This window comes from Micromonospora sp. NPDC003776 (genome assembly GCF_053605645.1).
In genome coordinates this window covers 1-7339 of sequence record NZ_JBSGJR010000355.1, presented here as the reverse complement: position 1 = coordinate 7339, position 7339 = coordinate 1, and the positions used below count along the sequence as shown (strand labels likewise).

Genomic DNA, 7339 nt, shown 5'->3' with positions numbered 1-7339 from the left:
TGTACGAGCGTGCCGCGGCGCTGACCCCGCAGCAGGACGCGGACGGCCGCGGCCGCCTGCGGCTGTCGGCGGTGCGCTGCCGGTACGACAGTGGCGAATACGTGGCAGCGGGCGCCGGGGCTGAGGCGATAGCCGGCGAGTTCGCCGGTGAGCTGCGCGCCGAGTCGCTGCTGTTGCGGGCGATCGTGGCGTGGAGCGCCGATGAGCCCGGCGAGGTGGCGGTGGGGGCGGCCGAACGCGCGCTGGAATCGGTGCCGCCCGGCTCACCGTTGGCCGGACGTATCCATGCCCATCTGGCCGGGTTCGTGGACGCGCCGGGGCCCGCGCGCCGGCACGCCGAGGCGGCCCTCGCCCTGCTCACCAGCGAGGAGGACGACCGGGGGCTGCTCGCGGCGTCCCTGCTGCAGCTGTTCTTCCAGGAGGTACGGACGGGGTTGCCCGCTCGCACCGAGTTGGTGGACCGGGCGCTGACGATGGAAGGCGATGAGCCGTCGTGGCTGGCCGGCACGATCCCGGCGGTCTGGTGGAAGTCGATTGACGACGCCGACCGGGCCCGGCAGCGGTTGCGCTGGATGCTCGGCCTCGCCATGGCCCGCGGCGATCAGCCGGTGCAGCACGAACTACTCAGCCACCTCGGGGAGACCGAACTGCTGGCCGGCTGCTGGTCCGCCGCCGAGAAGCACATCGCGGCCGCCCGGGACCTCGGTGAGCAGCTCGGCACGGGGCTCAACGGCGAGCTGTGGCTGGCGGGGCTGCTCCACGCGAACCGGGGCGACCTGGCCGAGGCCGCTGCCGTCGCGGAGGCCGGCCTGCGCCGCGCCGACGACACCGGCGACGGCTGGGTCCGGCGGATCTACCAGCATCTGGCCGGGTTCGTCGCGCTGTGCGGGGGTCGGATGGGCGAGGCGGCACGCGCGTACGGCAGCCTCGCGGCCAGCGTCGACCAGCTGGGCCTGGTCGAGCCGCTGGCTCAGCGGTTCGAGCCGGACTGGATCGAGGCGTGCGTGGGTGCCGGCGACCTGACCACCGCCCGGGCGGCGCTGGCCCGGCTCGCAAAGCGGCACGAACGGCTACCCCGGCCGTGGACGACGTTGGGCCTGGCCCGCAGTCGGGTGTTGCTGGAGAGCGCGAGCGGGACGGATCCGCTGGCTGCGCTCGACGAACTCACCGCGGCCCGGGCCGGCGTGCCCGAGGGCGTACTGCCGCTGGATCGCGCCCGCTGCCTGCTGGTCGCCGGCGTGGTGCATCGGCGGGCCCGCCGCAAGCGTGCGGCTCAGGACGCGCTGCGGGCCGCTGAGGCGGAGTTCGCCGCGATCGGTGCGCGGGCCTTCGTGGAGCGCGCCCGGGCGGAGCAGGGGCGGATCGGGGGGCGTCCGCCGGCGCCGCTGGACCTCACGGCCACGGAGGAGCGGGTGGCTCGGCTGGCGGCCCAGGGGCGCACCAACCGGGTCATCGCGGACGAGTTGTTCATCAGCCCGAAGACGGTCGAGGCGAACCTCGCTCGCATCTATCGCAAGCTGGGGATCTCCAGCCGGGCCGAGCTCGGCGCGGCCATGGCCGGCAGGTCCGGGGCCAAACGTTAGGGAAACTCCGGATTCCTGCGCGGCCGGTGGGCCATAGGTTGCTGGCATGACTCGTCGGCTGTTCCTCCTGGAACGTTACGACTGCTCCGGGGACGCCACGGCGCCCGAGCTGGCGCCGATTCCCCCGACGGCGGAAATGCGACTGGTCGCGGCGGTCCATCTGCCTGCCGACGAGGTCGTACTCGCGCTCGTGGAAGGCCCGGACGCGGAATCGGTGGCGGCCGCGGCGGCGGCGGCCAACTGGCGGGTGGATCGGTTGAACCCCGCAGCGTGGATCCACCCGCCGGAGCGGACGGCGCCCGCGTGACGGCGCATCCGCGAACCGTCGTGTGGCGGTTTTCCCGTACGAGATCGCCCCCGAGCGCGGCCGCCGCCGCTTTCGCACAATCGCGCGGCGCGATGTCACCGGCCGAGGCCGGCCTCCCGCGCGCGGACGATGGCCTCGGCGCGGTCGGCGACCCGTAGCTTGGCGAAGACGTTCGACACGTTGTTCCGCACCGTCTTCGGGGACAGGTAGAGCGCCTGGGCGATCTGGGTGTTGGAGCGCCCTCCCGCGAGCAGCTCCAGGATCTCCCGCTCCCGGGCGGTCAGCTCCGGAAACGGCGCGCTGGCGGCCGCCGGGCCGGCGGCGAAGAATTCGGCGATGCGGCGGGCGAGGGTGGCGCCGAAGACGGCGCCGCCGGAGGCGACGGTCCGGATCGCGCGGACGATCTCGTCCTGCTCGGCGCCTTTGACCAGGTAGCCGCGCGCTCCGGCACGTACCGCCATGAAGACCGTGCCGTCGTCCTCGGACATGGTGAGGACGAGCACGCCGACCGCCGGGGCGTCCGCGGCGAGGCGCCGGGTCGCCTCGATCCCGTTCAGTCCGGGCATCTGCACGTCCATGACGACCACGTCCGGTTGTGCGGACAGGGCGAGTTCGACGGCCTGGCCGCCGGTGGCGGCGGTGCCGATGACCTCGACGCCGGCCACCGAGCCGAGCAGGACCGCGAGACCATCGCGGAAGATGGGGTGGTCGTCGGCGACGATCACCCGGACCGGTTGGTCAGCCACTGCGCACCTCCGCGGCTAACGGCAGGTCGGCACGGACCAGCGTCCCCCGCCCGTCCGGGCACTCTACCTGGCAGCGGCCGCCGAGTTCAGCGGCCCGTTCGCGGATTGACAGCAGGCCGATGCCGGTGGGGGTGCCCTCGGCGATGCCGACGCCGTCGTCGCGGATCTCGACGCGCAGCAGGTTGCTGCCGGCCTCGATGCGCACGGTGCAGGTGCTGGCCCGAGCGTGCCGGACGACGTTGGTGAGCGCCTCGGAGGCGATCCGGTAGGCGGCGACCTCCACGGCGGCCGGCAGGTGTTCGAGTCCTTCGTCGCCGGTTACCTGCACGGTCAGGCCGGGTGTGCGCAGCCGGTCGGTCTGCTGGCGCAGCGCGCCGACGAGTCCCACGTCGTCCAGGGCCGGGGGGCGCAGGTCGTGCACCAGGCGGCGGACGTCGGCGAGCGCGCCGGCCACGTCTTCCCGGGCCTGCTTGAGCAGCTCGTCGACGCCCTGGCCGCGGCGCGGGTCAGGCAGCAGGTTGCGCGCGGTTTCGATGCGCAGGGCCACCCCGCCGAGCGCGGGGCCGAGTCCGTCGTGCAGGTCCCGGCGCAGGCGCCGGCGTTCCTCCTCGCGGGCGCCGACCAGCCGCTCCCGGCTCAGTTGCAGTTCGCTGGCGAGGTGACTGGAGCGGGCCGCGGCGGCCGCCTGGCGCACCACGTCGGCGAGCAGTCGTTGGTCGCGGGGCGAGAGGGCGGTACGGGGCCCGTCGGCGGCGAGGATGAGCCGCCCGACCAGCTCACCCCGGTACGTGATCGGCAGGGTCTGCGTCGAGTCGGGAGCCGTGCCGTGTTCGGCGAGGAGGGCCTGCCCGCCGGTGCGGTGGACCTCGACGGCGACATACGGTGAGCGGAACGCCTCGGCGACGCTCTGCGCGACGGCGAGCAGTTGCTCCTCCGGGCTGTCGGAGCGTTCCAGCCGCTCGGCGAGCCCGGCCACCACCCGGTACGGGTTGTGCCGCTGACCCAGCACGACCCGCTGGATGAGCAGCCACAGGCGGTGGCGCAGCGGCCCGTACACGAGCATCACGACCAGGAGCGCGACGAGCGCTGCGCCCTGTTCCGAGCGGCGGTCGCCGAGCAGGGCGGTGAGCCCGGCCAGGACGGCGGCGTCGACGACCACCACGGTGGTGGCAAGCGATCCGTAGAGGAACGTGCCGCCGAGAAGCCGGTCGATGTCGACGAGGTGGGGTCGCAGGATGCCAGCGGTGATCGCGGCGCCGGTGACCGTGACGGCCACGAACAGCGCGGCAGTCGACGCGGCCGCCGGCAGTGCCAGCGCGGTCAGCATCACCATGACGTCGACGACGCCGGCCCACATCAGCCATCGCATGCGGGTGCGTTGCAGGCCGGCGGCCCGGCGGTAGCGGCGGACCACGACGGCGAACGGCACGAGCATGCTGACCGGGACCGCCGCGTAGCCGGTACGCAGAATCATCTCCCACACCGCGTCCGGCACGGGCAGGGTCAGCAGGTCGATGCGCAGGTCGGCGGAGGCGGCGGGCACCTCGCTGCCGAACGCGTCGCCGACGCGGGCGGGTACGAAGAGCAGGCTGAGCGGGAGAACGGCGGTGGTGGCGAGGCTACCGAGGGCCGCCCACCGCCAGCGGCCCGTCGGCAGCCGACCGTCGGGATAGAACAGCAGCAGCAGCGGCAGCGAGAACAGCAGCCATGCGCCGGCCCGCTGGTAGATCCAGTAGGCCAGATCGGCACCGGGTGCCACCGGGTCGCGGGCCGTGGCGTAGGCGACCCACGAGACGGCGACCCCGTCGACCGCCCAGTGCAGGCCGGTGACGCACAGGATCCAGGAGACGGCGTTGCCCGGTACCCGGCGGAGCATCAGCGCGCCCGGTACGGCGAGCGCGAGTCCGGCGAGTCCGGTGACCCAGCCGAGTTCCAGCCCGTCGGACGCGCGTTGCTCGGCGCCGAGCGACAGGTCGAGTGCCGCCGCGATCACCGTGGCCGCGACCGCGGCCAGTGCGAATCCGGCGCCCGTCGCAGTCGCTGCCCAGCCGGCTCGCCGCCGTTCGTTCCGCACCCGGCAATGGTGGCAGCAGGCGCGTCCCGGAGTCCCGAGGACCCGTGTCCCGATCGGGTCGGGACATCGGCGGGGACTCGATCGGGGGCACCGGCCCCTGCTGCCCGGGTCGGCCGGTGCGGCACGGTTCCGGCGTACCGCGGCCGGGCCGACCGGCCGCCCGGCTTCAGGTTAGGAAACTGCCGTGACGATTCGCACCGAACCCGTTCCCGCCCGCACCGACGAGGCCGCCGCGCCGAGCGCCGCCCCGGGCCTGTCGACCGCCGCGGCCCGCCGGCTGGGGGTGGCCCTCACCGTCGGGACGCTCGCCTGGGCGGCCACCATCTTCACGGTCGGCACCAACCCCGAGGGCTCCGTGCAGCTGAGCATCAGCGACGTGGGCGGCACCCTGTTCCAGTTCGGCGTCTTCGCCCTGCTCACCATCCAGCTGAGGACCATGGCCACCGGCACGTCGAAGGTCGCGCGGGGCATGCTGCGCGTGGAGTTCGTGCTGCTGGCGCTCGCCACCGTGTGGAGCCTGCTGCACGCCGTGCCGGCGCTGCGGGACGCCGGATGGCTGATGGTCCTCGACGTGTTCTGGCCGCTGTCGATGCTCGGCATGTTCGTCATCGGCCTCAAGATCCTCTTCACCCGCCGGTGGGCCGGGCTGGCCCGGGTCTGGCCGACGGTCGCGGAGAGCTGGGCGGTGGTCACCGTTCCGACGTTCGTGATCGTCGGTGAGCCGGTGTCGAACTGGGTCGGCGGAGGGCACCTGCTGGTCGGCTACGCCCTGCTCGGCGTCATCGTGGCGCTGCGTCCGAAGTCGACCGGCGCCCGGGATTGAGAACGACGGGCATCCCCGGACACGAACGCGCCGCCGCGGTACGCACCCGCGGCGGCGCGTCGGATTCCGACGCGCCACGCGCTCGACGGCTTCCTGAACCGCAGCTGCGCCCTTCTGCTCAGCTGAGCACCTCGTAGGTGAGATGGGTGGCCCGCGGTGACTCGATGACCTCCCGTTGAACCAGCCGGGTCGGGCCGGCCAGGTCGAACAGCCGCGTGCCGCCGCCGAGCACCAGCGGTGACAGGTGGATGCGCAGTTCGTCGACCAGCCCGGCGGCGAGGCTCTGGTCGATCACGTTCGCGCCGCCCATGACGACGATGTCCTTGGCGCCCGCAGCGGCCCGGGCCTGGTCGATGGCGGCTGCCACGCCGTCGGTCACGAACCGGAACCTGGACGCGAGCCGCACCGTGCCGGGCGGTTCGTGGGTGACGACGTAGCACGGTGGTGCGGCCGACTGGTTCTGGTCGTGTCCGTACCCGACGTCGTCGTTCCAGCCGTTCGGGCCGTCCACGATGTCGAAGAGGCGCCGCCCCATCACCACGGCGCCGGTCTCCGCGAAGCTGCGCGCCAGCACCGCTTCGTCGACCGGGGAGCGCGGCGTGTCGAGCACCCACCCGTGGATCGCCTCCCCGCCGATGCCGAGGCCGTGCTGCTGGTCCACCGCAGGCCCGGTGATGTATCCGTCCAGCGACATGGAGATGTCGGCGATCACCTTGCTCATGTTCACTCCTCCTGCGTCGGTTCTCCGGTAAGACCGAACAGGTGCGCGGAACTCATCGGTGACGGGGAGCTACGCCGGGAGATGTTCGCCCATCGTTCGCCCTGCTGCTGTCCGCGTCCCCTAACGTGGTCGGCCCGGCCGGACCGCCTCAGGAGGATGCCGCGCATGTCCCTGCCATCGATCGGCCGTCGCCTGGGTGCCGAGGTCACGGCGGTGAGCCGGATCGGCGACTCTGCTGCGCACAGCGCGTTCACCGACCTGGTCCGGCACGGTGGCAGCTGGTACTGCGCCTTCCGTGAGGGCACCTCACACGTGTCGGGGGACGGGGTGATCCGGGTGCTCGCCTCACCGGACGGCCGCTGCTGGACCGATGCGGCGCTGCTGCGGCGAGACGGCGCGGACCTGCGCGATCCTCGTCTCGTGCCGCGGCCCGATGGCCGGTTGCACCTGTACGCCGCCGCGGTGACGGGCGAGGCCACGAAGTCCTTCCGCACCATGGCCTGGCTCTCCCCGGACGGACACGACTGGGGTGATCCGACCCCGGTCGGCGAGCCGGATGTCTGGCTGTGGCGGGCCGTGTGGCACGACGGTGCGATGTACGGCGTCGGCTACGCCACTCGGGAACCGCGGTTCGTCCGGCTGTACCGCAGCCGGGACGGCGTCGATCTGCACCCGGTCGTGCAGACCCTGTTCGCCGACGGCTACCCGAACGAGTCGGGCCTGGTCTTCGAGCCCGACGGCCGGGCCCTCTGCCTGCTGCGCCGGGACCGGGACAGCGCCACCGCCCAACTCGGCCGGGCCGACCCGCCGTACCGGGACTGGCACTGGACGGACCTGGGCGTGCAGGTAGGCGGTCCGGCGCTGCTCCGGCTGCCGGACGGCCGGCTGCTGGCCGGGGTCCGCCTGCTCGACGACCGACCACGTACCGCGGTCTGCGTGGTCGACGCCGAGCGCGGCGAGCTGACGGAACTGGTCAGCGTCGCTGATTAGCTTAGAGGCCGCGCAAATAGGTCAGTGGGGATCGGGCGGGTAGGAGACGGGCACAGGCATCAGTGATCATGAAGGTTCCTACGCCTAGTGATCAC

The 7339-nt window shown here is 73.2% G+C and carries 7 protein-coding genes; 4 read left to right on the top strand and 3 right to left on the bottom strand.

What is annotated here, in order from left to right; all coding sequences use genetic code 11:
• On the top strand, positions 1 to 1583 hold a 1583-nt coding region (locus tag ACWEVO_RS24550), incomplete at its 5' end, for a helix-turn-helix transcriptional regulator (RefSeq protein WP_452309868.1).
• A gap of 46 nt (positions 1584 to 1629) precedes the next feature.
• Entirely contained in the window at positions 1630 to 1890 is a 261-nt protein-coding gene (locus ACWEVO_RS24545; RefSeq protein WP_452309867.1) for a hypothetical protein, read from the top strand.
• A gap of 95 nt (positions 1891 to 1985) precedes the next feature.
• Here ACWEVO_RS24545 and ACWEVO_RS24540 read toward each other — a convergent pair whose 3' ends face one another.
• Both ACWEVO_RS24540 and ACWEVO_RS24535 read right to left on the bottom strand, forming a co-directional pair.
• The gene (locus tag ACWEVO_RS24540; RefSeq protein ID WP_452309866.1) at positions 1986 to 2636 is read right to left on the bottom strand and encodes a response regulator; all 651 of its coding nucleotides are present in this window, start codon (positions 2634 to 2636) and stop codon (positions 1986 to 1988) included.
• Positions 2629 to 4710: a sensor histidine kinase gene (locus ACWEVO_RS24535; protein WP_452309865.1), complete on the bottom strand. Its 2082-nt coding sequence runs from the start codon at positions 4708 to 4710 to the stop codon at positions 2629 to 2631. The genes ACWEVO_RS24540 and ACWEVO_RS24535 overlap by 8 nt, the downstream gene beginning before the upstream one ends.
• A gap of 184 nt (positions 4711 to 4894) precedes the next feature.
• Between ACWEVO_RS24535 and ACWEVO_RS24530 the strand changes: the two genes are divergently transcribed.
• Positions 4895 to 5533, top strand: coding sequence for a hypothetical protein (locus ACWEVO_RS24530; protein WP_452309864.1), 639 nt, complete (start codon positions 4895 to 4897; stop codon positions 5531 to 5533).
• A 118-nt stretch (positions 5534 to 5651) separates the two neighbouring features.
• On the opposite strand, the gene ACWEVO_RS24525 is transcribed toward ACWEVO_RS24530, so the two are convergent.
• Positions 5652 to 6254: a dihydrofolate reductase family protein gene (locus ACWEVO_RS24525; RefSeq protein ID WP_452309863.1), complete on the bottom strand. Its 603-nt coding sequence runs from the start codon at positions 6252 to 6254 to the stop codon at positions 5652 to 5654.
• A 165-nt stretch (positions 6255 to 6419) separates the two neighbouring features.
• Here ACWEVO_RS24525 and ACWEVO_RS24520 point away from each other — a divergent pair, with 165 nt between their 5' ends.
• A complete protein-coding gene (locus ACWEVO_RS24520) occupies positions 6420 to 7244 on the top strand; it encodes an exo-alpha-sialidase (RefSeq protein WP_452309862.1) in 825 nt (274 codons plus the stop codon).
• Positions 7245 to 7339 lie beyond the last annotated feature (95 nt).